The organism is Methylonatrum kenyense (genome assembly GCF_023195885.1).
GTDB classification, from domain to species: domain Bacteria; phylum Pseudomonadota; class Gammaproteobacteria; order Nitrococcales; family Aquisalimonadaceae; genus Methylonatrum; species Methylonatrum kenyense.
In genome coordinates, this window is sequence record NZ_JALPKO010000010.1 from 74,461 (window position 1) to 97,015 (window position 22,555).

25 protein-coding genes are annotated in these 22,555 nt (G+C 65.9%); 11 read left to right on the forward strand and 14 right to left on the reverse strand.

The features are described from left to right. Nucleotides 1-49 precede the first annotated feature (49 nt). Nucleotides 50-1,939, reverse strand: a complete 1,890-nt coding sequence (gene dxs / locus M0534_RS11825; RefSeq protein ID WP_428348874.1) for a 1-deoxy-D-xylulose-5-phosphate synthase — start codon at nucleotides 1,937-1,939, stop codon at nucleotides 50-52. Between the two features lie 84 nt (nucleotides 1,940-2,023). Here dxs and purE point away from each other — a divergent pair, with 84 nt between their 5' ends. From purE to rdgC, 3 genes are all read left to right on the forward strand, one after another. Continuing rightward, nucleotides 2,024-2,512 carry a 5-(carboxyamino)imidazole ribonucleotide mutase gene (gene purE, locus M0534_RS11830; RefSeq protein ID WP_248568638.1) on the forward strand — a complete coding sequence of 163 codons (489 nt, stop codon included), beginning with the start codon at nucleotides 2,024-2,026 and terminating at the stop codon, nucleotides 2,510-2,512. Continuing rightward, a complete protein-coding gene (locus M0534_RS11835) occupies nucleotides 2,509-3,651 on the forward strand; it encodes a 5-(carboxyamino)imidazole ribonucleotide synthase (protein ID WP_248568639.1) in 1,143 nt (380 codons plus the stop codon). Before purE ends, M0534_RS11835 begins: the two co-directional genes overlap by 4 nt. A gap of 293 nt (nucleotides 3,652-3,944) precedes the next feature. Beyond that, nucleotides 3,945-4,841, forward strand: a complete 897-nt coding sequence (gene rdgC, locus M0534_RS11840; protein ID WP_248568640.1) for a recombination-associated protein RdgC — start codon at nucleotides 3,945-3,947, stop codon at nucleotides 4,839-4,841. Nucleotides 4,842-4,904: 63 nt separating this feature from the next. Here the strand turns inward: rdgC and M0534_RS11845 are convergent, their stop codons facing one another. Then, on the reverse strand, nucleotides 4,905-5,588 hold the full coding sequence (locus tag M0534_RS11845) for an arylesterase (protein ID WP_248568641.1): 684 nt from the start codon (nucleotides 5,586-5,588) through the stop codon (nucleotides 4,905-4,907). Here M0534_RS11845 and M0534_RS11850 point away from each other — a divergent pair. From M0534_RS11850 to M0534_RS11885, 8 genes are all read left to right on the forward strand, one after another. Further along, a complete protein-coding gene (locus tag M0534_RS11850) occupies nucleotides 5,548-6,225 on the forward strand; it encodes an ABC transporter ATP-binding protein (protein WP_248568642.1) in 678 nt (225 codons plus the stop codon). The genes M0534_RS11845 and M0534_RS11850 overlap by 41 nt on opposite strands. After that, nucleotides 6,222-8,708 (forward strand): ABC transporter permease, encoded by a 2,487-nt coding sequence (locus tag M0534_RS11855; protein WP_248568643.1) that lies wholly within the window; start codon nucleotides 6,222-6,224, stop codon nucleotides 8,706-8,708. The genes M0534_RS11850 and M0534_RS11855 overlap by 4 nt, the downstream gene beginning before the upstream one ends. 130 nt (nucleotides 8,709-8,838) lie before the next feature. Next, nucleotides 8,839-9,261, forward strand: a complete 423-nt coding sequence (locus M0534_RS11860; protein WP_248568644.1) for a MaoC family dehydratase — start codon at nucleotides 8,839-8,841, stop codon at nucleotides 9,259-9,261. Next, on the forward strand, nucleotides 9,258-10,085 hold the full coding sequence (locus tag M0534_RS11865; protein WP_248568645.1) for a hypothetical protein: 828 nt from the start codon (nucleotides 9,258-9,260) through the stop codon (nucleotides 10,083-10,085). Before M0534_RS11860 ends, M0534_RS11865 begins: the two co-directional genes overlap by 4 nt. A gap of 12 nt (nucleotides 10,086-10,097) precedes the next feature. Beyond that, nucleotides 10,098-10,976 (forward strand): mechanosensitive ion channel family protein, encoded by an 879-nt coding sequence (locus M0534_RS11870; RefSeq protein WP_248568646.1) that lies wholly within the window; start codon nucleotides 10,098-10,100, stop codon nucleotides 10,974-10,976. Continuing rightward, a complete protein-coding gene (fabI, locus tag M0534_RS11875) occupies nucleotides 10,973-11,746 on the forward strand; it encodes an enoyl-ACP reductase FabI (RefSeq protein WP_428348855.1) in 774 nt (257 codons plus the stop codon). The genes M0534_RS11870 and fabI overlap by 4 nt, the downstream gene beginning before the upstream one ends. Nucleotides 11,747-12,117: 371 nt before the next feature. Next, on the forward strand, nucleotides 12,118-13,476 hold the full coding sequence (locus tag M0534_RS11880; RefSeq protein WP_248568647.1) for a bifunctional enoyl-CoA hydratase/phosphate acetyltransferase: 1,359 nt from the start codon (nucleotides 12,118-12,120) through the stop codon (nucleotides 13,474-13,476). Continuing rightward, nucleotides 13,469-14,647 (forward strand): acetate/propionate family kinase, encoded by a 1,179-nt coding sequence (locus M0534_RS11885; protein WP_248568648.1) that lies wholly within the window; start codon nucleotides 13,469-13,471, stop codon nucleotides 14,645-14,647. Before M0534_RS11880 ends, M0534_RS11885 begins: the two co-directional genes overlap by 8 nt. 8 nt (nucleotides 14,648-14,655) lie before the next feature. Here the strand turns inward: M0534_RS11885 and M0534_RS11890 are convergent, their stop codons facing one another. The 12 genes from M0534_RS11890 to gspG all read right to left on the reverse strand — a co-directional run bounded on the left by M0534_RS11890 (nucleotide 14,656) and on the right by gspG (nucleotide 22,448). After that, complete coding sequence (locus M0534_RS11890; RefSeq protein ID WP_248568649.1) at nucleotides 14,656-14,970, reverse strand: putative signal transducing protein; 315 nt, start codon at nucleotides 14,968-14,970, stop codon at nucleotides 14,656-14,658. Continuing rightward, a complete protein-coding gene (cysQ, locus tag M0534_RS11895) occupies nucleotides 14,970-15,788 on the reverse strand; it encodes a 3'(2'),5'-bisphosphate nucleotidase CysQ (protein ID WP_248568650.1) in 819 nt (272 codons plus the stop codon). Before cysQ ends, M0534_RS11890 begins: the two co-directional genes overlap by 1 nt. Then, nucleotides 15,785-16,351 carry an ADP compounds hydrolase NudE gene (gene nudE / locus M0534_RS11900; protein WP_248568651.1) on the reverse strand — a complete coding sequence of 189 codons (567 nt, stop codon included), beginning with the start codon at nucleotides 16,349-16,351 and terminating at the stop codon, nucleotides 15,785-15,787. Before nudE ends, cysQ begins: the two co-directional genes overlap by 4 nt. Nucleotides 16,352-16,448: 97 nt before the next feature. Further along, nucleotides 16,449-16,754: a hypothetical protein gene (locus tag M0534_RS11905; protein WP_248568652.1), complete on the reverse strand. Its 306-nt coding sequence runs from the start codon at nucleotides 16,752-16,754 to the stop codon at nucleotides 16,449-16,451. Between the two features lie 129 nt (nucleotides 16,755-16,883). After that, complete coding sequence (locus M0534_RS11910) at nucleotides 16,884-17,708, reverse strand: type II secretion system protein N (RefSeq protein WP_248568653.1); 825 nt, start codon at nucleotides 17,706-17,708, stop codon at nucleotides 16,884-16,886. Further along, the gene (gspM, locus tag M0534_RS11915; protein WP_248568654.1) at nucleotides 17,705-18,196 is read right to left on the reverse strand and encodes a type II secretion system protein GspM; all 492 of its coding nucleotides are present in this window, start codon (nucleotides 18,194-18,196) and stop codon (nucleotides 17,705-17,707) included. Before gspM ends, M0534_RS11910 begins: the two co-directional genes overlap by 4 nt. Next, nucleotides 18,193-19,416 (reverse strand): type II secretion system protein GspL, encoded by a 1,224-nt coding sequence (gene gspL / locus M0534_RS11920; protein ID WP_248568655.1) that lies wholly within the window; start codon nucleotides 19,414-19,416, stop codon nucleotides 18,193-18,195. Before gspL ends, gspM begins: the two co-directional genes overlap by 4 nt. 52 nt (nucleotides 19,417-19,468) lie before the next feature. Continuing rightward, on the reverse strand, nucleotides 19,469-20,419 hold the full coding sequence (gspK, locus tag M0534_RS11925) for a type II secretion system minor pseudopilin GspK (protein ID WP_248568656.1): 951 nt from the start codon (nucleotides 20,417-20,419) through the stop codon (nucleotides 19,469-19,471). After that, on the reverse strand, nucleotides 20,416-21,033 hold the full coding sequence (gspJ, locus tag M0534_RS11930; protein ID WP_248568657.1) for a type II secretion system minor pseudopilin GspJ: 618 nt from the start codon (nucleotides 21,031-21,033) through the stop codon (nucleotides 20,416-20,418). Before gspJ ends, gspK begins: the two co-directional genes overlap by 4 nt. Next, nucleotides 21,033-21,449 carry a type II secretion system minor pseudopilin GspI gene (gene gspI, locus M0534_RS11935; RefSeq protein WP_248568658.1) on the reverse strand — a complete coding sequence of 139 codons (417 nt, stop codon included), beginning with the start codon at nucleotides 21,447-21,449 and terminating at the stop codon, nucleotides 21,033-21,035. Before gspI ends, gspJ begins: the two co-directional genes overlap by 1 nt. Continuing rightward, entirely contained in the window at nucleotides 21,446-22,015 is a 570-nt protein-coding gene (gene gspH, locus M0534_RS11940) for a type II secretion system minor pseudopilin GspH (protein WP_248568659.1), read from the reverse strand. Before gspH ends, gspI begins: the two co-directional genes overlap by 4 nt. Next, nucleotides 21,984-22,448 (reverse strand): type II secretion system major pseudopilin GspG, encoded by a 465-nt coding sequence (gspG, locus tag M0534_RS11945; RefSeq protein ID WP_248568660.1) that lies wholly within the window; start codon nucleotides 22,446-22,448, stop codon nucleotides 21,984-21,986. The genes gspH and gspG overlap by 32 nt, the downstream gene beginning before the upstream one ends. Between the last annotated feature and the right edge of the window lie 107 nt (nucleotides 22,449-22,555).

Here is a 22,555-nt window from a genome sequence, read left to right on the forward strand (position 1 = left end):
GGCGATTGTAGCGCGAGCCGTGATTCCGGGGGCGGTCCGTCCGTGTTGCTCAGCTGCGTTCCAGGATGCCCGGTTGCTGTTCCGCGAAGCGACGGATGCGGCGCAGCAGGCCGTTGGCATCAAGGCCCGCCGCCTGCAGCAGGTCCTCGCGGCTGCCGTGGGGCAGGTAGTTGTCGGCCAGGCCGATGTGCCGGATCGGCACCTGCAGGCCGCGCTCGGCCAGCCATTCGGCGACGCCACTGCCCGCGCCGCCAGCCACGGCGTTTTCCTCCACCGTGACCAGCAGTTTGTGCCCGGCTGCCATGCGTTCGATCATCGGTCCGTCCAGCGGTTTGACGAATCGCATGTTGACCAGGCTGGCATCCAGCTCCTCGGCCGCCGCCGCGGCGGCCGGCACCAGGCTGCCGAAGGCAAGGATGGCGATGCCCCGCCCCTGTCGCCGCAACTCGGCCTGCCCCAGGGGCAGTTCCTCCAGATCCTCGGGTACGGCCACGCCCGGGCCGCCGCCGCGCGGGTAGCGGATCGCCGAGGGCCCCTCCAGGCGATAGCCGGTGCTCAGCATGCGCCGGCACTCCGCCTCGTCGGCCGGCGCCATCACCGTCATGTTGGGGATACAGCGCAGGTAGCTCAGGTCGAAGGATCCGGCATGGGTCGCGCCGTCCGGACCCACCAGTCCGGCACGGTCAATGGCGAAAACCACCGGCAGGTTCTGTAGCGCGACGTCGTGGATCAACTGGTCATAGCCGCGCTGCAGGAAGGTGGAGTAGATCGCGACCACCGGACGCAGTCCCTCGCAGGCCATGCCGGCCGCCAGGGTCACCGCATGTTGTTCGGCGATGCCGACATCGAAGTACTGCCCGGGGTGTTCCTTCGAGAAGCGGACCATGCCGGACCCTTCGCGCATGGCCGGTGTGATTGCGGCAAGGCGCTGGTCCCGGGCTGCCATGTCACACAACCAGTCGCCGAATACCTGGCTGTAGCTGACCGCGCCCGGGCGGCCGGAGGGTTGCAGGCCGTGGGAGGGATCGAACGGGCTGACGCCGTGATAGCCCACCGGATCGTTTTCGGCCGGGTCATAACCCTTGCCCTTGCGGGTCACGACATGCAGCAGCCGCGGCCCCTTCTGCCGGCGGAGATTGCGCAGCACGTCCACCAGGGCGTCCATGTCATGGCCGTCCACCGGGCCGTAGTAATCGATGTTCAACGCCTCGAACAGGCTGCTGGGCGAGGCAGCCAGGCTTTTCACCTGCGCTTCGACGCGGCCGGCCAGTTCCCGGGCCGAGGGCAACTGATCGAGTACCCGTTTGCCGCCCTCGCGCAGACCGCGTGCGATACGCCCGGAGAGCAGCCGGGTCAGGTGGCCGGTCAGGGCGCCGACATTGGGCGAGATCGACATCTCGTTGTCGTTGAGAATGATCAGCAGGTCGGCCTCCGCATCGCCGGCATGGTCCATGGCCTCGAAGGCCATGCCGCCTGTCATCGCGCCGTCACCAATGATCGCCACGGCGCGGCTGTCGCTGCCGTTGCTGCGGGCCGCCAGGGCCATGCCCAGGGCGGCGCTGATCGAGGTGCTGGAATGACCGGTACCGAAACAGTCGTAGGGGCTTTCCTCGCGCTTGGGGAACGGCGACAGGCCGCCGGTCTTGCGAATACTGGCCAGTTGTTGCCGGCGGCCGGTGAGGATCTTGTGCGGGTAGGTCTGATGGCCCACGTCCCAGACCAGCCGGTCCTGCGGTGTCTGATAGATGTAGTGCAGCGCGATGGTCAGCTCCACGGTGCCGAGCCCGGCGCCGAGGTGGCCGCCGTTCTGCGCCACCGTCTCCAGCAGATAGCTGCGAAGCTCCTCGGCCAGCGGCGCCAGCCGGCTCGCTGGCAGGGCGCGCAGATCCTCCGGATGGTCGATTGTCTCCAGCAGAGGGTAGGTGTTCTGGCGCATCAGCACCTCACTGGTCAGTCATGGATTCGCTTTGCCCCGGCAGATGCTAAAATCCTCGCCTTTTTCCGGCCATCCGGAGATGGAAGCATGAGCGAGCAGCCGCTGGTAGGCGTGATCATGGGCAGCACGTCCGATTGGGACACCATGTCACAGGCACACAAGGTGCTGGAAGAATTCGATGTGCCGCATGAGTGTCGTGTGGTGTCCGCGCACCGGACCCCGGACCTGATGCAACGCTACGCCGCCGAGGCGGAAGAACGCGGCCTCCGCGTCATCATAGCGGGTGCCGGTGGTGCCGCCCACCTGCCGGGGATGGTTGCGGCGCAGACCGTGCTGCCGGTGCTTGGCGTGCCGGTGGAGAGCCAGAGCCTGAAGGGTGTTGATTCACTCTATTCCATTGTGCAGATGCCGGGAGGCGTGCCGGTGGGCACCCTGGCAATCGGCAAGCCCGGCGCCCGCAATGCGGGCTTGCTGGCGGTCTCGATCCTGGCCAATGAGGATCCGGTACTGCGCGAGCGCCTGAAACAGTTCCGTGCGCTTCAGGCCCAGTCCGTGTTGGAGGCGGAGTTGCCATGAGCAGTCGGCCAATCCTTCCCGGCGCCACCATCGGCGTGCTCGGCAGCGGCCAGCTCGGCCGCATGTTTGCGGTCGCCGCCCGTCGCATGGGTTATCGGGTGCATACCCTGTCGCCGGCAGAAGACTCGCCAACCGGGCATCTGGCCGACCGGGAGGTGACGGCCGCCTACGATGACCTGGATGCGGTGGCCGATTTCGCCCGCCAGGTGGATGTCATTACCTTCGAGTTCGAGAACGTGCTTGCGGCCACCACCGACTGTGCCGCACGGCACGCACCGGTGCGCCCGGCCGGTGAGGTATTGCAGGTCTGCCAGCACCGGCTGCACGAAAAGACCTGGCTGCAGCGCCAGGGTTTTCCGGTGACCCCGTTCCGGCGCGTCGCCAGCCTGGACGACCTGCGCGAGGCGGCCGAAGCGCTGGGCCTGCCCGCGGTGCTGAAGACCGCCGGTTTCGGCTATGACGGCAAGGGCCAGGTGGGGTTGACGGCACCGGAGCAACTGGACGCCGCCTGGCAGGAGATGGCCGGTGCCGAAGCGGTGCTCGAGGCATTCGTGCCGTTCGAACGCGAGGTTTCGGTGACCGCCGCCCGGGGGCTGGATGGCAGGTTCTGTCACTGGGGCGTGGTCGAGAACGAACATCGCAATCATGTGCTGGACGTGTCCACGCCGGAGGCCCCGGTGCCCGAGCCGGTGCGGCGTGAGGCCATTGAGGTGGCCCACGGCATTCTCGATGATCTCAACGTGGTCGGCGTGCTCTGCGTGGAGTTCTTTATCGGCCCCGGTGATCGGCTGCTGGTCAATGAGCTGGCGCCTCGGCCTCACAACTCGGGGCATTTCACCTTCGATGCCAGCGTCACCAGCCAGTTCGAGCAGCAGGTGCGGGCGGTTTGCGGACTGCCGCTGGGCTCCACGGCCCTGCTGCGGCCCGCCAGCATGGTCAACCTGCTCGGCGACCTGTGGGCCGATGGCGAGCCGAACTGGGCCGCCGCGCTGACTCAACCGGCGGTGAAACTGCATCTCTACGGCAAGGCGGAACCCAGACCGGGCCGCAAGATGGGCCACATGGTCGCCTTCGGCGCCGATCGCGACGACGCCCGCAACCGCGCCCGCCACGCCCGCAACGCCCTAGGGAAATGCTGATCTATTCTCACGCCTGCGCCCGAGACCGGTTTTGGTCATCTGGCAAGGCGCGGTGCCGATTCGGTAGAGGTGTAGGGTGGGTCCGCTGCGCTTAATGCACCCGACGTCTCGTGCGCAGCGCGCCTTGCCTCGGAAAAAATGCGGACTCCAACGCAGGCGCGGGAATAGATCAGCATTTCCCTAGCCCTAAAACGTAAAACATTAGACGTTAAACGCGCGCTATCGCCCCATGCCTCGCGGCGCTCCGAGGCCCCCTGAACACCGAAACCTGAAAACGGAAACCTTTCTCCATCATGTGGTTCAAGAATCTCTGTCTCTACCAGTTCGAATCCGCTTTCCCGCTGGACGCCGAGTCCCTGGCCGACAAACTCGCGGCGTTCGCCTTCCGCCCCTGCGGCAAGCTGGACCTGGAATCCGCCGGCTGGGCCTCGCCACTGGGCGATGCCTACGAGCCGCTGGTGCATGCGGCCAACGGCTATTTCATGATCTGCCTGAAGGAGGAGAGCAAGCTGCTGCCGGCCTCGGTGATCAAGGACGTGCTGGACGAACGGGTCGGTGAACTGCAGGACAAGGAGGCTCGCAAGGTCCGCAAGCGGGAGAAGGACCGGTTGAAGGACGAAATCGTGATCGACCTGCTACCGCGGGCCTTCAGCCGCAGCCGCCGGACCTATGCCTACATCGACACCCACGAGGGCTGGCTGGTGGTGGATGCCGGTACCTGGAACCGGGCCGAGGAACTCACCGAGCGGCTGCGCGACGCCCTGGGCAGCCTGCCGATTACGCCGCCGCAGTTTGATGCGGCGCCGCAGGCGGTAATGACCCGCTGGCTCGCCAGCGGCCAGATGCCGAGTGATTTCAGCCTCGGCGAGGAATGCGTGCTGGTGGACCCGGAACTGGAAGGCGGCGAGGTGCGCTGCAAGCGCCAGGACCTGAGCGCGAACGAGATCCGCAACCACATCAGCGCCGGCAAGCGCGTCGGCCGCCTGGCGCTGAACTGGCAGGACCGGATGAGCTTCCTGCTGGACGCGGACAGCAGCATCAAACGTCTGCGTTTCAACGATGTCATTGCAGAGGACTCGGGTGATCTGGAAGCCGAGTCCGAACTGGAACGCTTCGACAGCGACTTCTCGGTGATGACCCTGGAACTGGCACGCCTGATTCCGCGGTTAGTGGAGGTGATGAAGGAATAAAAAACGTTTAACGTTTTAGGTTTTATGTTTTAAGTCAGTGGCTTAAAACGTAAAACGTTACACTTAAAACGTTTCTCGGTTCTCCAGCATCGCTTCCAGCTTCCTCCATACATTATCGAGGATCAGCGGCTGTGCTTCTTCGGTCGGATGGATGCGGTCGTCCATGAACAGTTCCGGTCGGTGGTCGAAGCCGTCGAGAATTCCGGGCAGCAAGGCGACGTCGGTGTTGTCGGCGACACTGGCGAAGACTTGCTCGAAGCGTTCCAGATAGGCAGCACCGTAGTTGGGCGGCATGCGGACACCGGCGAGCAACACCTCGGCGCCCGCCTCCCGGGCGGTTTCGACCATGGCCTGCAGGTTGCGCTCGATCTCGGCCGGCGGTAATCCCTGCAGGCCGTCGTTTCCGCCGAGGGCGATGATGACCAGGTCGGGCTCATGTTCATCCATGGCCCGGGGCAGGCGGCTCAGTCCGCCGCGGGTGATCTCGCCACTGATGCTGACGTTGAGGGCCTTCCAGTGGGGCGCTGTCTCACTCAGGCGTTCGTTCAGCAAATGTACCCAACCGTTTTCGGTGGACATGTTGTAGGCCGCCGACAGGCTGTCGCCAAGAACCAGTATCTGGCGCTGCTCGGCGAACGCGGCCGGGCCCATGAGCGTCACAAGCAGCAGCGCGGCCAGCAATCGGCGCACGGCGACGAGGGGTGTCATGACGGACAGGATGGTCTTGCGGGCGGATGATCTGGGCATGTGTTTTCATGGTCCTGAGGGCGAGATCCGTTTGTTCCGGAACCTCGCATTAAACATCACCGCCGGCGAGACGGTGGCCATTCTTGGTGCCTCGGGCTCGGGCAAGTCGACCTTGCTTGGCCTGCTGGCCGGACTGGACACGCCCAGCGAGGGCCGCATCCTCATCGGCGACACCGATATCACGGCGCTGGACGAGGACCAGCGTGCGATTCTGCGCGGCCGCGAGCTGGGCTTCGTGTTCCAGGCCTTTCATCTGCTCTCCGGTCTGACCGCGCTGGAGAACGTAATGCTCCCGCTGGAGCTGGCCGGCACGTCAGGTGCCAGCGAAACCGCGACCCGGGCGCTTGCCGACGTGGGCCTGGCCGAGCGCCGGGGTCATTATCCGCGACAGCTCTCCGGCGGTGAACAGCAGCGGGTGGCGATTGCCCGTGCCTTCGTCACCGGACCGCGGCTGCTGTTGGCCGACGAGCCCACCGGCAATCTGGACCAGACCACCGGCGGGCGGGTTTCCGACCTGCTGTTCAGTCGCAACCGCGAAGCCGGCACCACGCTGGTGCTGGTGACGCACGATCCGCTGCTGGCCCGCCGCTGTGACCGTGTCCTGCAGCTCAGCGATGGCCGGCTGGAGGCCGCGTGAAGGAGCTGCGCTACGCCGCACGCCTGTTGCGACGTGACTGGAAGGCCGGCGAACTGCGGCTGTTGGCGGTCTCGCTGATTCTGGCGGTCACCGCTATCACCGCCGTCGCCTGGCTGGCGGACCGGGTGGCCGGTGGCACCGAGGGCCGGGCGGCCGAGCTGCTGGGCGGCGACCGGGCGGTCATCGGCAGCGAACCGCTGCCCGAGGAACTCATCGAGCAGGCCCGGCAACGCGATTTGACGCTGAGCCGCACGCTGGAGTTCCCGAGCGTTGTGCTGTTCGGCGAGCAGACCCAGCTGGCTTCGGTCAAGGCGGTCGAATCGGGTTATCCGCTGCGCGGCAGCCTGCTGGTGGGTGGCGACCCGGATGACAGTGCTCGACAGACCCGGGAGGTGCCGCGCAGCGGCGAGGTCTGGGTCGAGCCCCGTCTGCTGCTGCAACTGGATGCGGCGCCCGGTGACACCATCGACCTAGGGGCCAGTCGGTTCACCATCGGCAAGATGCTGTTCCTGGAACCGGATCGCGGCGGCGGCTTCCAGACCCTGTCACCGCGGCTGATGATGAACCAGGCCGATGTGGCCGACACCGGGCTGGTCCAGGCGGCGAGCCGGGTGCGCTACGGTCTGCTGGTGGCCGGTGCCGAGGAGGCGGTGGCGGGCTGGAGCGCGGCGATCGAGCCCCTGCTTGGTGACGGCCTGCGGCTGCAGCGCCCGGGCCAGGGACAGGCTGGAGTGGGCCGCGCGATCGAGGCCGCGCAGCGTTTTCTGGGCCTCAGCGCGCTGTTGACCGTGGTCGTCGGTGGGGTGGGCATGCTGCTGACCATCCGCCGCTATGCGGCCCGGCATCTGGACCGGGTAGCCATCATGCGTTGCCTGGGCGCGACGGAGCGCCAGATCGGTTTGATACTCAGCTGGAAGCTGTTTCTGCTGGGCCTGCTCACGGCGGCCGTCGGCACGCTGCTCGGCTTCGGGCTGCACCTGGCAATGCTGGCGCTGGTGGCCGATCTGCTGCCTGAACTCCCGGCGGCGGGCTGGCGTCCCGCGGCCAGCGGCGTGATCGCCGCCCAGACCATCCTGCTGGGTTTTGCCTTGCCCACCGTGCTGCGCCTGCGTCGGGTTCCGCCGCTGCGTGTCCTGCGCCGCGAGCTGGGCGAGCAGGTCCTGCGCGGTGCCGGCATCTATCCGCTGGCGTTGACGGCGGTGTTCCTGCTGATGTGGTGGCAGGCGGGTGATCTGCGGCTGGCCATCTGGGTATTCGCTGCGGTGCTGGGCACCTTGCTGGTGCTGGGGCTTGCGGCCTTCGCCCTGGTGCAGGGACTGCGGGCGCTGCGTCGGGGCCGCAGCGGCATCATCCTGCGTTTGTCCGGTCTGACCCGGCGGCCGCTCACCGCCAGTATCCAGATCATGGCACTGGGCCTCGGGCTGATGGCGCTGCTGCTCCTGACCGTGGTCCGTGGCGATCTGCTTGCCACCTGGCAGGACAGCGTGCCGACGGACGCGGCCAACCATTTCCTGATCAATATCCAGCCGGACGAGGCGACGGCGGTGGAGCAGCGCCTGCGCGAGGCCGGCATCGAGGCCGAAGTCTACCCGATGGTGCGTGGTCGGCTGGTGCAGATCAACGACGAGACCGTGCGGCCGGATGACTATCCGGATCCGCAGACACGGCGGCTGATGGCCCGCGAGTTCAACCTGTCGCAGATGGCCACGTTGCCCGAGGACAACACCGTCGCCGCGGGCAGCTTCTGGGACGAGGACGCAGCGGATCCGGCCTTCTCGGTGGAGGTGGATATCGCCGAGCGCCTCGGTGTGTCGGTGGGTGACACGCTGACCTTCGAGGCCGGTGGCAGCCGCTACAGCGCCACCATCAGCAACCTGCGCGAGGTGCGCTGGGACAGCTTCAACGTCAACTTCTTCGTCGCCTCGTCGCCGGGGGTGCTGGACGACGCGCCGGCGACCTATATCACCAGTTTTCACCTGCCCGCCGACCAGCGACGGCTGATGATCGAGCTGGTACGCGCCTATCCCAGCGTCACGGTGATCGATATCGACGCGATCCTGGATACCGTGCGCGGCATCATGGACCAGGGCACGCGGGTGGTGGAGCTGATGGCGTTGCTGACCCTGTTCGCCGGCATCGTCGTGCTGCTGGCGGCACTTCAGGTGACGCGTGAGGAGCGGCGCTTCGAGGGCGCACTGCTGCGCTCGGTGGGTGCAAGCCGGGAGCAAATCCGGCGCCTGGCTCTGGGCGAGTTCCTGCTGCTTGGTGGCACTGCCGGGCTGCTGGCCGGCCTGGGCGCCGCGATTGCCGGTCATCTCATGGCCAGCCGGCTGTTCGAGCTGGACTATGCCTTCAATCCCTGGCTGCCGCTGCTCGGTGCCGGCGCCGGCGCCCTGGTCGTCACCGTGGCCGGTCTGCTGGCGACCCGCGGTCTGTACCGCAGTTCGCCGATGCAATTGCTGAAAGGTGCCGAGGAGGGTTGAGTCTGCGTGGTTGCGTTGCCGCATCAGCATGTAGACTGCGGATCAGTTTTTGCGGGTCGTGCCTCGCTTGAGGGTCTATGTTGAGCGGTACGCGCGGGCCAGTGGGCGTTTCCTCAGTGGGAGTCAATGGATGTACGGCGGCTACTATTTCGAAGATCTGGAAGTGGGGATGTCGGTGCAGTACGGGCGCACCGTGACGGAGTCGGATATCGGCGCCTTTGCTGGCGTCAGCGGTGATTTCAATCCGGTGCATACGAACGAGGAGTTCGCCTCGGGCACGCGCTTCAAGGGGCGTATCGCCCACGGCATGCTGATGGGCGCATTCATTTCCACGGCGGTGGGCACGCGACTGCCCGGGGAAGGTTCGATCTACGTCAGCCAGAACCTTCACTTTCGCGGACCGGTGCGCAGCGGCGACACCGTAACGGTGCAAGTGGCGGTGACCGATCTCAATCCCGAGCGGCGGTTCGTGACCCTGGAAACCCGTGCCCTGGTCGGTGGCCGTGCCGTGGTGCAAGGGGAAGCCGTGATGTTGGTGCCGGCCCGCCCATGAGTGGGTCGCCGGGCGTCGGACAGCAGCAAGCCCCGGAAAAAGAGCGCTGGTTCGGCGAATTCGAGGTGCCCATTGGTACATCCTTGCATTGGCGGCTTGGCCCGCTGAGCTTCAGCGTGCAACGGACCGAGGGCGAATGGCGGCTTCAGAAGGATGCCTCCGGCGATGTCTACGATTCGACGCTGAACCTGGAACGGCATGCGCAGGCCGAGGAGGAGCCGCTGGACAGTTCGGTGCAGCGCTTTCTGGTGGCCAATGACAGCAGTCGCCTGCGGGTCGGTATCCTGTTGCCGGACCGCTCCATCGTTTCGCGTCCGTCGACACCGGTCAGCATTCCGCCCGGCGAGACCGTGCGCTTCTATCTGAGCTATCCGGTCTGGATCAGCCTGGCGGTGGGCGAGCAGGCACGCCTGCTGACCGAGTTTCCCAGTCATCAGCTGTCCGATACCTGGTTCGGGCCCAATACACGGCTGGGTTCGGTGTGCTATGCCACGCGCACCCGCTGCCGGCTTGATCTGCACCAGTATCCCCACATCCCGAATCGCGCCAACACGCCGCTGGTGGTGAGGAATCTGGCGGCCGACACGCTGCATATCGAAAAATTGCAGTTGCCGGTGGCCACGCTCAGCGTCTACCGGGCCGAGGCGGACGGCTGGCTCTGGACCGAGACCGTGACCGTGACCCGACGCGAGGATGGGGATATGGCGGAGTTGCTGACCGGCAGCGGCGCGCCCGCGCAGGCAGGCACCGCCGAACTGGTCTCCGGGCCGCGGCAGAAGGTGCAGCGCCATGCGGTCTTTCGCGCTTTCAGCGCATTGTTCTGACGAGGTGGCGTGATGCTGTCTGATCTCGGATCCGGACTCTGGGCCCAGTTCGTTGCCCTGAACTGGGCGGCCATCGCCCAGGCGGCGACGCTGTTGATCGTGGGACTGTTCGCAGCACGGTTGGCGGCACGCGGCGTCGAACGGTTGATTGGCGGCCGCTTCGACGTGCACCAGGCAACGATTATCCGCCGGCTGGTGTTCTACGTGCTGGTCGGTCTGGTGGTGGCGACCGCGCTGCACCAGCTGGGGTTTCGGCTTGGGGTGCTGCTCGGTGCCGCGGGTATCCTGACCGTGGCCATCGGCTTCGCCTCGCAGACCTCGGCCTCGAATCTGATCAGCGGTCTGTTCGTGCTGGCCGAGCGGCCGTTCCAGATCGGCGACACGGTCAAGGTGGCGGATGTTACCGGCGAAGTGCTGGCCATCGATCTGCTGTCGGTGAAGCTGCGGACCTTCGACAACCTGTTCGTCCGGATCCCGAACGAAACCATGATGAAGAGCTTCGTCACCAATTTCTCGCGCTTTCCGATCCGGCGTTATGACCTGCAGCTCGGGGTCGCCTACGGTGAGGACATGGCGCGCGTGCAGAAACTGATCGAGACGGTGGCGGATCGAAACCCGTTGTGCCTGGTGGAGCCCAAGCCGCAGGTGATCTTCCAGGGATTCGGCAGTTCCTCGGTGGACGTGCAGGTATCCGTCTGGGCCCGGCGCGAAAACTTCCTGGCCTTGCGTAATTCCCTGCCGCTGGAGATCAAGCGCGCTTTCGACGAGGAAGGCGTGGAAATCCCGTTTCCGCATCTGAGCCTGTATGCCGGCAAGCACAGTGCGCCGTTGCCGGTGCGGCAGGATGCGGGCATCGAACTGCCCGAGCAGCAACGAGGAGAATCCGAATGACTGAATTCCTGTCTCTCGCCGGCAAGAAAGGCTTGGTGGTCGGCGTTGCCAACGAGAACAGCATTGCCTGGTCCTGTGCGCGACATTTTCATCAGCTCGGTGCGGATCTGGCGATGACCTATGTCAACGACAAGGCGCTGAAATGGGTGGAACCGCTCGCCAAGCGGGTCGATGCCGACCCGTTCCTGCCCTGCGACGTGCGCGAACCCGGTCAGCTCGAGGCGGTGTTCGCGGAACTGGAACAACGCTGGGGCAAAGTCGATTTCCTGCTGCATTCGATTGCCTTCGCGCCGCTGGAGGACCTGCATGGGCGGGTTGTGGACAGCAGCCAGGGTGGTTTCATGCAGGCGATGGATGTCTCCTGTCATTCCTTCATCCGCATGGCGCGGCTGGCTGAACCGTTGATGGCCGATGGCGGTGCCTTGCTGACCGTGAGCTTCTACGGTTCCGAGAAGGTGGTGGACGATTACAACCTGATGGGGCCGGTGAAGGCTGCGCTGGAGAGCAGCGTCCGTTACATGGCCGCCGAGCTCGGGCCGCAGCATATCCGGGTGCATGCGCTGTCGCCGGGCCCGCTGCAAACCCGCGCGGCCTCGGGTATTGCCCGCTTTGACGAGATGATGGAACGAACCCGGAAACGGGCACCGCAGGCCCAGCTCGCCGACATCGATGACGTCGGTGCCATGGCGGCGTTCCTGGTGAGCGACCGGGCGAAAACCCTGACCGGCAATATCACCTATATCGATGCCGGTTACCACGTGATTGGTTGAGCGAGGGAAACACTGATCTATTCTCGCGTCTGCGCCCGAGACCGGTTTTGGTCATCTGGCAAGGCGCGGTGCCGGTTCGGTAGAGGCGTAGGGTGGGTCAAGCGAAGCGGACCCACGCAGTGTGATCTGTTGGCGGGACAACAACGGTGTTCGGACAAGGAAGGTGTTCGGACAAACCAGAGCCGGGGTGCGCATTGGCGGCGGCGGTGATCGAGCGCGCGTTGGCACCATGGTAACGGATCACACCGCGTGGGTCCGCTGCGCTTAATGCACCCTACGCTTCGTGCGCAACTCGCCTTGCCGCGGAAAAAAATGAGGACTCCAACGCAGGCGCGCGAATACATCAGTGTTTCACTTCAGAGTTTCCCTAAATGAACGATTCGATTCAAAGTCTTGCCTACTCCGACCTGCAGCCCGGGGATTCCGCCTGCATGACGCGGCGGCTGACCTTGCAGGAGTTGCGTCAGTACGCCGGCGACGAGGAGCAGGGTGATGGCAGCCTGTTCCGTCGCCTCATGACCGGCGGCATGTGGGCCACCGCACTGGTCACCGTCGCGGTGGCCACCCGGTTGCCGGGGCTGGGCAGCCGCGTGTTGCAACAGGATGTGCGCTACACCGGCGCAATCCGGCTCGGGGAAAGCGTCGAGATCACCTTGACCGTACGCGAGAAGCAGGAGGCCCAGCGGGTGCTGCTGGATTGTGTCTGCCGCGCCCGAGACGGCGGCACTGTGCTTGAGGGCAGTGTGCTGGTCGAGGCCCCGGAGTCTTCCCGGCCCCTGCACGGCACCGACATTGGCTCGTTGGACGATGGCCTGTCGCGGCGCCAGCTACAGCGGCTGCTGGGCCTGGCCCGCGGCCTACCGGCATTGCGCATGGCGGTGGTGCATCCGGTGGACGTGGAATCGCTCGGTGGAGCCATGGAGGCCGCGCGTCGCGGCCTGATTGAACCGGTGCTTGTGGGGCCGCAGCGTCGCGTTCGTGAGGCTGCAGAGAAGGCCGGAATCGATCTGGGCGATACCCGCCTTGTGGATACCGAGCACAGCCATGCGGCTGCCGAGAAGGCGGTGGCACTGGTCCGTGACGGCGAGGCCGGCGGATTGATGAAGGGTGCCTTGCACACCGACGAGTTCATGGGCGCCATTGTCGGTTCCGGCTCGGGAATGCGCACCGAGCGGCGCATGAGTCATGCCTGGGTGATGGACGTGCCAACCTATCCCCGGCCACTGATCATCACCGATTCGGCGCTGAATATCCGGCCGGATCTGGTGGCCAAGGCCGATATCGCGCGTAATGCCATCGAGCTGGCCCACGCCATGGGTGTCGAGACACCGCGGCTAGCGGTGCTGTCGGCCACAGAGGAGATCAATCCGCAGATCCAGTCGACGCTGGATGCCGCGGCGCTGTGCAAGATGGCGGACCGGGGTCAGATCACCGGTGGTGAGCTGGATGGCCCGCTGGCTTTCGATAACGCGATCTCCGAGGTTGCGGCCCGGACCAAGGGCATTCAATCGTCGGTGGCGGGCCGGCCGGATATCCTGCTGGCGCCGGATCTGGAATCCGCCAACATGCTTGGCAAGCAGTTGCATTACCTGGCAGATGCCGAGGCCGCCGGGATCGTCTGCGGTGCCCGTGCGCCGGTGGTGCTGACCAGCCGGGCGGATGACCGTTTTTCGCGGGTGGCGTCCTGCGCGATTGCGCTGCTGATGGCGCGGGATCAGGCCGATGGCTGACCTGGTGCTGGTGGTCAACGCCGGTTCCTCCAGCATCAAGCTGGCACTGTACCGTGTGACAAGCCGTGGCCTGTCCCTGGAGGCGCGAGGTCTGGCCGAGGGCCTCGGCGGCCGTGGCCCGAGTCGCATCCGGGTGCTCGATGGCCAGCAAACCACCCTGCTGGACGAGGCGCTGACCTCGGCCGAGCACGCGCCGGCGATCGACCGCTTGTTACGCTGGCTGGATTCCCGGGACGGCAACGATCGGCTCGTGACGGTGGGGCATCGGGTGGTCCATGGCGGGCCGGATCGCAGCGAGCCGGTGGTGCTGAATCCGGCGGTTCTGAATGAACTCGCCTTGTTGGAACCGTTGGCGCCACTGCACCAGATGCACAATCTGGCGCCGCCGGCGCGGCTTGCCGAGACCCGTCCGGAACTGCTGCAGGTGGCCTGTTTCGATACCGCGTTCCATCGCACGCAGCCGCCGGTGGCGCAGCAGTTTGCACTGCCGCGTCGCTACACCGCGCAGGGCGTGCTGCGTTACGGGTTTCACGGTCTGTCCTACCAGTCCATCGCCGCCTGGTTGCAGCGTAACCGACCGGAACTGCATACGGGGCATATCGTGGTTGCACATCTGGGTAACGGTGCCAGCCTCTGCGGCATGCGGGCCGGTCGCAGTCTGGCCACCAGCATGGGGTTCACGGCCTTGGACGGCCTGCCGATGGGAACCCGCTGTGGCAGCCTGGATCCGGGCGTGGTGCTGTACCTGATGGACAATGAAGGACTTGGCGCCCGTGAGCTGGAGGATCTGTTGTACCGGCGCTCGGGGCTGCTCGGGGTGTCCGGCATCAGCCAGGACATGCGCGAACTGCTGCAAAGCGGGGAAAAGGCAGCCAGTGAGGCGGTCGAGCTCTACTGCTATCGCGCGGCCCGGGAGATCGCCTCGGTGGCGACCGGCATCGGCGGGCTTGACGGTCTGGTGTTCACCGCCGGCATCGGCGAAAACGCAGCGGCGGTGCGCGAGCAGATCTGCCGTCACCTGGCCTGGTTGGGCGTGGACATGGACCGGTCCGCGAACGCCGGCAATGCGCAGACCATCAGCAGTGACGACAGCCGTGTGCCGGTGCTGGTAGTCGCCACCGATGAGGAGGCGGAGATCGCCCGCCAGGCCCTAGCGCTCGCCGCCGATTAGGGTTGCGGTCACCTCCTTGGGCGCTCGTGGCCGCAGTTCCAGCAGGTGTCGAACTGGTGTTCCAGGCGTTCCTGGCAAGCCGGACAGGTCCAGCCGCGGCCCGGCTCGGGTTCGGCCATTGCTTCCTCGACCAGCTTCTCTGCCCGGGCGTGGTCGATTTCACGTTCCACCCAGAGCTCCGGCCAGACCAGTGTCGGTGGCAGTTCGCCGGCACCGCCGATCAGCCCCTCATTGCGGATGAAGCAGCGCACCCCGGCGTTCTGCAGGATATTGCGCATATGGCCGACGAGGAGTGGACTGGGGGCGCTGTAAACTCGCTTCATCACGCCACCGGTTCGGATTGCAGGCACTGCCACCAGCGGGCGTCCGGGTCGCCAACCGCAACCACATCGCGCAGTGTCAGGGAGGAGCGCTGGTTGTAGCGCAGCGGAGCCAGTTGACCCAGGTCGAGAACGCCGCCGCCGGCAGCCTCGAGAATGGCCTGCGGTGCCGCCAGGTCCCATTCCGAAATCGGACCGAGACGCGGAAACAGATCGGCTTCGCCTTCGGCTATCAGACAGATCTTGATCGATGATCCACAGTGCAGGATTTCGTGCTCCGGCAACCGCGCCAGCATGTCCCGGACATGGGGGCGTGGCCGGCTGCGACCGAGTACCACCCGGTAGGGTGGCGAGGCGTGGCGACGGGTCTGGATGACGCTGCGGCTGCCGTTGCGGGTCTCGTGGAAGGCGCCGATCCCGGGGCCGCCGAACCAGCTGCGGCCGTCGGTGGGCGCATGCACGACACCGAGTACCGGCCGGCCATCCTCAATCAATGCGATGTTGACCGCGAACTGACCATTGCGGCGGATGAACTCGCGGGTGCCGTCCAGCGGATCCAGCAGCCAGTAAAACGACCAGGTTTGACGCCGCCGCCAGGTCGGCACGGGCTGTTCCTCGGAGATGACCGGCAGGCTCGGTGTCAGCCGCGACAGGGCACGGATGATGAGCTGGTTGGCCGCCTCGTCGGCGGCGGTCACCGGTGAGTCATCATCCTTGCGATCGACCGTGAAGCCGCTCTGGTAGACCTCGAGGATCGAATCCCCCGCCTTGCGGGCGACGGCCAGCACTGGTTCCAACAGGGCCGGTACCGAAATGGTCATTCGGCATCCTCCCGACGTTGCGCCAGGTGACGCTGGGTCAGGCTGAGAGCGGCAATCGAGCGTCCTTCGGTGAACTCCGAGTCTGCCATCAGCAGCTCGTCCAGGCGGGCAAGCGGGTAGCGGACGACCTCGATGGACTCCGGTTCATCACCAGGGAGCCGTTTCTCGTAGAGATCCTCGGCCAGCATGATCTGGGTACGATGGCCCAGATAACCCGGCGCCAGGCTCACCGCTTTCAACGGCGTTATGCGGCGGGCACCGTAACCGACCTCTTCCATGAGTTCCCGGTTGCTGGCCTCCTCGAAGCTTTCGCCGGGCTCGACGCGCCCCTTGGGCAGGCCAAGCTCGTAGCGTTCCAGGCCCACGCCATACTCCCGAACCAGCAGCACGGTTTCCTCATCCAGCAGCGGCACGATGATGACGGCGCCGACTGCGCCCGAGCCACGCAGGCGTTCGTATTCGACTTCTGTACCGTTGCTGAAGCGCAGCTTGACGGCTTCAATACGAAACAGGCGCGAGCGCGCGACGATGCGGCTGTCGAGAATCTCCGGTTTTTTCGGCATAGGGACTGACCTGCGGTGGAAGGACTGTCGCCAACTGGGGGTTAATGACTGCTGTCATCAGTGCCCCCCATTCTACACAGTCCGATGCCGCTGGCAGTCAGAGCGGGATGATTTCGTAATGACCGGTCGGTACCACGGATCTCGTGAGTTCCGAATTCTTCGGTGTCAATGGTCTGGTCCGCTGGCCATCTCCCGGGACGATGATCTGTCCACGGGCGTCCTGCCGCAGGGTAAGTACGGCACGGTCTGCGCGCCGTTGTTCCGCGGCGGCGATCGAGGGCCGTTCGGTTTCCGGCAAGCCGGGTTCGTCGGCCAGGGCCGGATGCTCGGCGGCGAAGAGTGCTGGCCCCTGGACCAGGGCAATACCGAGAACTGCCGCAAAGCACTGCGTGGTAATGCGCATTGCCCTTCCCTCTGACGCCGGTGTTCGAGTGTAGTTAGGTTGTACAAGGTGTGTACAACAATAAGATAGCGGAATGAGGTTCGGCGTCAAGTGCCCTGGTACGGGCGACGCAGGTACCGCGCGGCGTGGCTACTGGATGTCGCCCCGGAAGCCGAAGGGGTCGGCCAGATTGCCCTGGAAGCGAACCTGGTTTTCTGCCGTCGGCTCCGGCAGCCCGGCGAAGCGCATGTTCTCGATCAGCGCCGGATCAGCGCCGTCCAGGGCCTGCATGATGATCTCGCCGCGGATATCGCCGCTGCCCGGCAGCAATGTGATCTCGCCCTCCAGTCTCAGAACCGCCTCGATATCCTGCAACTGCCCCTGCAGGCGGTCCTGGTCTCCCTCGATGCGCAGGGCATAACTGCCGAGTTCCACCGGATCAGCCAGCGTGAAACCGCCTTCAATCCAGTTCAACAGGCCGCGAATCTCGCGCAGGCTGCCATCGGCGTCGATGCGCACGTGCTCGAGGAAGGCATCGAAGCGACCATCCACGTCGACCGGGAGTCTGCCCTGGTCGGCGAGCCGCAGCACCTGCGCGACCGGCAGGTCCGCTCGCAGATCCTGCAGTTGCAGATCGCGTCGGGGTCCGCTGGAGGCCCGGCCCTGAATGCGCCCTTGCTCGGCACGCAGCGAAAAATCCACAGTGGCCCGGGCCGACAGCAACCGTGCGGGCAGGAAGCGCCAGCGGAGATCATGGAAAACCTCGTCCTGATAGTGCAGGCGGGCGGCGCGGCCATTCCAGGCCGAGCCGCTCGGCCCTTCAAGCCGGACCGGCAGGTCCTGGCCGAACCATTGCCAGGCTTGAGCCGCCGGCAGCCGCACGATCAGCGCAATCAGGAAGCTCAGCAGGCCTAGCAGGACCAGACCTGCAACCAGCTGGCGTTGCCGGCGGCTGTCGGGGCGCTCCACTGTCACGCGCCACCCGGTTCCAGCATCAGTTGCGCATCGACCCGGCCACCGAGATCCGACTGCTGCAGGCTTAGTTGTCCCACCCGGATGCCGTAACGGCTTTGCAGGGCGCCGATCCAGTCCACCAGCTCGTCGAAGGCGATCTGTTCAAAGACAATGCGGGCGCCGCCTTCGCCACTGGGTTCAACGCGTTGCAGCACGTCGCCCAGGCCGGCTTCGCGGGCGTGGCTGTCAGCCAGCGCGAACAGTGCCTGCTCCGGGTCCTCGCTGTCGATCATTTGTTCGACGCCACCCAGGGCGCGGATCTGGCTGACGGCGCCGTGGCTCCAGTCGAGCAGTGCCTGTCGCTCCTCGACGTCCCCGGCAAGCTGGGCGGTGTCCTCGCGCAACGGCTGCCAGAGCACGAAATAGAACAGGATGACGCCCAGGCTGATGCCGCCAAGCAGCAGGGTGCGGCGTTCACGCGGTGCCAGTTCCTGCCACCATTGCCTCACGAGGAGGACCTCCGCACCAGCAGGCGACCCTGCACCGCCTCGTTGCCGCTGCTGGCGGAGCGGACCTCGGCACTGATGCCGTTGGCCGCATTCAGTTGGCGGCTCAGCCGATCGATCTGTTGCAGGCTATCGCCCTGCAATTCGATTTCCAGATTGCCGCCGCGCCAGCTCATGCCGCTAAGCGTGATGGCTTCGTCCTGGCGCAGGATCGGGCCGATCAGCCGCAGCGTCTCGAGCAGGCCGTCGCCGTGATCCGGTCCATCACCGGCCTCCAGCTGACCAAGCCGGGTCTGCAGGCGGTCCCGGGCCTGGCGTACATCGGTGGCCTGAGGGAAGACTTCGCGCAGCGTCTCCAGCACGGCCGCATCCAGTGCCGCCAGCTCGGCCCGGAGTTGGCGCTGTTCCAGCACCAGCGAGCCGCTCAGCAGGACCATCCAGGCGACAAACAGTGCCGCGACGGCGGCCCAGGGACGAAGCAGGCTGCGATCGATCCGGTTGTTCGCATAATCCCCCTGCAGCAGGTTGATGGCATGCGGGTCGCGGCTGTGCGCCGCCAGCCAGTCGCGCGGCGCCTGCAGGGCTTCGGGCTGCAACGGCAGCGCGGTGTCGTCCAGGTCCTCCGGCAGCGCACCCGCATGCAGCAGGCGGATTTCCTGTGGCGCGTCCTCGCCGGCCTCCTCCAGTGCGGCGTCCAACAGCACGGCGAGGGTCTCATGGTCAGCGGCGAAGCCGGCTTGTTGCCCCGTTCGCACCACGGCCTGTCCGGCATGCAGCAGGGCGCACCAGTGGTCCGAGGCCAGTGGCAGACAGAGGGTTTCGGGGATCAGGCGTTGCAGCGTTATCCCCAGCTCGGCGAGCCGCTGTTGCCAGCGGTCGAGCCAGTCGCGCTCGACCACCGCCACGCCCCAGGCGCCTTCGGTATCGCGCTGGCCAAGGGCGAAATGCAGCGTGTCGACATCATCGGCGAGCTGATCTTCCATGGCGTAGGGCAGCGCCTGCAACAGCTTCTGCCTGCTGCGGGTCGGCACGCGGGCCTTCGCCAGCAGTACCCGGGTGCCCGCGGCAAGACCGGTGGCCGGACTGGCGGTCAACTCCGCGGGCAGGGCCTCATCGCCCACCAGAACGCCACGCTCCAGCACGCGCTCCGCCTGGTCGAGTTGCAGCCAGTGCAGCGGACCATCCGGATCGTCACCGAGAAACAGAATCAGTCGTTCGGCCATGAATGTGATTGCTCGTTGTGCGTTCGCTACCTAACAGCTCAACTTTAGTTTCTCAGAGAAAGCCCTGTCGGCGTAGTACCGGTCGCGCCGTGCCGGTATCGCCACGGAACACCAGGGTTTCGCCCCGCAGCGCGGTGTTGCCCAGCCGGACCTCGACCCGCATCAGGAACCAGTTGCTGCCCACCGCCAACAGGTTCTCGGCGACTTCGCGGCCGGCCAGTACCTCGTGCTGCATGAAATCGGCGACGTCCGGATGGCCATCCGGCGGCCGGGCGTCGATCAGCGCCTGGGCGTCGTCCACGGACAGGCCGTCCGCGATCGTCTGTAGCACCTCCGGCGGCGCCGTGTTGACATTCACCGAGGTTGCCTCCGGCAAGGCGGCCAGGAATGGTTCCAGCCGCTCATAGGCCTCGGCCTCCATGTCGCGCACCAGCCGGAGCTCGGTAATGCTGGCCATGGGCTGGTTGGCGGTGCGGTAGGGTGGATCCAGCCGGCTGTAGTAATCGTCCTCGGCGCCATCCGGGAAACGCACTTCCGTGTCCGGATCGATCCAGTCGGCCACAGCCGGCACGATCGAGGGGTCGACGTCCAGGCTGGTGAACAACCGGCTCAGGCGCAGCGCCTCCGGCTCCACCAGTTCGCCGGTGGCGCCAACCAGTCCGTTGACGTTCAGTCGCGACTGCATGTCCTCGATGCGGATGGTCAGGCTGACGTCCTCGAACGGCGGCGGCGTGATCGGCTGCGCCCAGAACTCGTTCAGGTGATCGACCGCATCGCCTTCGCGGCGGTCGTCCAGCAGCAGTTCCATGGTCCAGTCCTCTGCTGCGCGGATGAAGGTCTGCGCCTGTTCCCGCTCGACCAGGTTCTGGGTGCGCCGGATGTCGTAGAGCTGGCGGCCCATCAGTTGCACCGCCATGATCGTGGCGATGGCGACCACCAACAGCGCGGTAACCAGGGCCACGCCCCGTTGCCGCCGGTAGATTCCGGATGGCGTTCGACTCATGGCTGCATCGCCATGGGGTCGGGTGGCATCTGAACCAGACGCCGGATCTCGCCCAGGTCGTCCAGCAGCAGGGTGACTTCCACTGCCCGCGGCAGCGGCGCCATCTGCGGCGCGACGCCGGCGGGGGGCCAGACCTCGACCCATTCCTCGTCTTCGCCGAGAAAGCGCAGGCTGATCTCTTCGACCAGATCCAGCACCGCTTCCTCGCGTACTGGCGGATCCTGGCTCTGGTCCAGCACCTGCCAGCTCATGCGGATCAGTTGCCCGTCCTCTACCCGATAGCCGAGCCGTTGCAACTCGCTGCGCACGGCACCCAGCGGGTTCGGTCGGCCCGCGCGGGTCCATTCCAGCGCCGCCAGGTCGTCGCTGAGCATCGTCGCCCTTTGGTCGCCGAAGGGATCGCGAATACTGCGCGGCGCCGCCTGTTGGAGGTCGCGGTCGAACATGCTGATCGCGCGCTGCACGGCATCCAGCCGGTCGGCGCTGCTCTCCACCAGTACGCGGTTGTCGATCAGCAGCCGCAGGCCGCCATAGGCAATCACCGACACCACGGCGAAGATTGCCAGCGAGACCATCAGTTCGATCAGGGTGAAGCCGCCACCACGCCGTCGCATCAGAGGCCCTCGTCGTCCGGCGGTGCCGGCGGTATGTCCATTTCCTGGCGTTCCGGGTCTGCGAGCAGGGCGGTGAGGACGGTAATTGCGTCCGTATCGTCAGGATCACTGAAAATGCGGATGTCCACGCGCCGTAGCGCCGGGTTGGGTGTGCTCTGAATCTCTGCCTCCCAGTACCAGTCGCGCTCGGCCATGCGGGTCTCGCCGTCGCGGTCTTCGGTTTCCCAGACACGATCGATGCGCAGTTCGGTGAGGACATTGGAGGCGACCCAGCTCGCCAGCGTACGGTCCCGAAGCTGCACGGCATTGCCGGTCATCTCCGAGCTGGCCTTGATAATCGCGGCCATCGCGACACCCAGCACGGCGACTGCAACCAGCACTTCCAGCAGCGTGAAGCCTTGCTGCCGGCGGATCACGGCGGGCCGTCCCCGTTGGGGCCGAGCAGCCGCAGCCGGCCAAGGCTGTTCAACTGCACGCGCCAGGACCCCTCGCCGGCGCGCGAATCCTGCCAGTGCAGTTCGAGTTCCGCCGGCGAGGACTCGCCGGAGGAAAGCAGCAGCAAGGTCGGTGCGTTCGACTGTCGGCCGTTGTCCCCGCCGCGGCGTTCGCCCCGCGGCTGCCGCTCCTCGCGCTCCCAGTCCAGGCGGACATCGTCCGGCAGACGATGAGGCCGGAAGATCCGGTCGCCCTCGCCGCCATACGGCTGCCACTCGCCGGCCTCCAGACGGACGAAGGCGTAGCCGTCCTCTTCCAGCACCAGGCCGAATTCCCGACTCTGGATGATGGCGGTTTCCATCGCCATGTCGAGTACCGCGACCAGCCGCTGGGCCTCGCGTTCCAGCCGGGGATCACCGCCGAGCGACAAGCGGGTGACCGCCAGGCTGGTGATGATGGCGATCAGCACCAGCACCACCAGCAGCTCGATCAGGGTGAAGCCGCGGCAGCGTCGCTCAATCAAGGTCGAGGTTGCTGATCTCCGCATTCTCACCCTCGCCGCCCGGACGGCCGTCGGCACCATAGGTGTAGACCCGGACGCGTTCGCCCTGGTTGTCCGGCGCGCGGTACTGGTACTCGCCACCCCAGGGGTCGCTGGGCAGGCTGCGCATGTAGCCACCGGATTTCCAGTTGCGCGGTTCCGGCGGCGAGCTGGGCCGTTCGACCAGCGCCCGCAGGCCCTGGTCGGTGGTCGGATAGCGGAAATTGTCCATGCGATACATCTCGAGCGCGTTTTCGATGGCGCGGATGTCATGTTCCGCCTTGGTGATCCGCGCGCGCTCGGGGTTGTCCATGATGTTGGGCACGGCGAAGGCGACCAGGATCCCCAGGATCACCACCACCACCATGACCTCGATCAGCGTAAAACCGCGCTGCAACGCGGCACCTGATCGACGGGAAAAACGGGATAGGGGTTGCATGGAAGGCCTCGTTTACTGAAATACATGGAAAAACGTTTTACGTTTAAGGTGTTACGTTTTAGGTGTATGCCGGCGAAATTCGTAAAACCTAAAACGTTAAACCTTAG